General features: G+C 45.1%; 1 protein-coding gene. It reads left to right on the forward strand.

Annotated elements, in window-relative coordinates:
• Window positions 1-289 precede the first annotated feature (289 nt).
• Window positions 290-535 (forward strand): hypothetical protein, encoded by a 246-nt coding sequence (locus ACFIJJ_RS10050; RefSeq protein ID WP_375646855.1) that lies wholly within the window; start codon window positions 290-292, stop codon window positions 533-535.
• The last annotated feature ends 82 nt before the right edge of the window (window positions 536-617 follow it).

Genomic DNA, 617 nt, shown 5'->3' on the forward strand with positions numbered 1-617 from the left:
TATCCGTTTCGGTATAAAACATGTCTGTGTTGTTTGACTATGTGCGATAATATTTAACATTAGGACTGTCGTTTGGAGGAACGACGCAGTTCATACTACACGATTGAATGTGTTCACGTTACTGGACGGAAAGGATATGGTGACAGACGATGTCGTTGATGTGTTCGTCTGCATCCTTCAGAAGTCGCTGAAGCTTGAACCGTATCCTTATTAGAGGCGCGCTTTGATTACCCGTCCACTAGCGCTATACCTGTCCCAGGACAACGACACGGGTACCGAGGCTCTCAGCATGATCGACGATGCTGCGCGGAACGTCCATGAAGTCGACATCGTCATCATGCCAATAATTTTGCATGACCATTTCCATATCGTCGTTCTAGACAACATCAAACAAGAGTACATGCATTACTCTTCCTTGCAGAGCGACGAATATGACAAGGACACCCTCGATATTGTAAGTTTCCTTGGTAAGTATAGAGGAAATATCGTCCATGTTAACATGAAGTTTTATTTGTTTACAGCGGAAACTATTTGATAATTGCGTCGAGATGGAACTTGGTGAGTCGGCGACGTCCTCTTACCCCTTCATTCACGACATGGACGCTCCAAGGCAACGA

It is taken from the genome of Bartonella sp. TT29SHDZB, assembly GCF_042193395.1.
Classification (GTDB): Bacteria; Pseudomonadota; Alphaproteobacteria; order Rhizobiales; family Rhizobiaceae; genus Bartonella.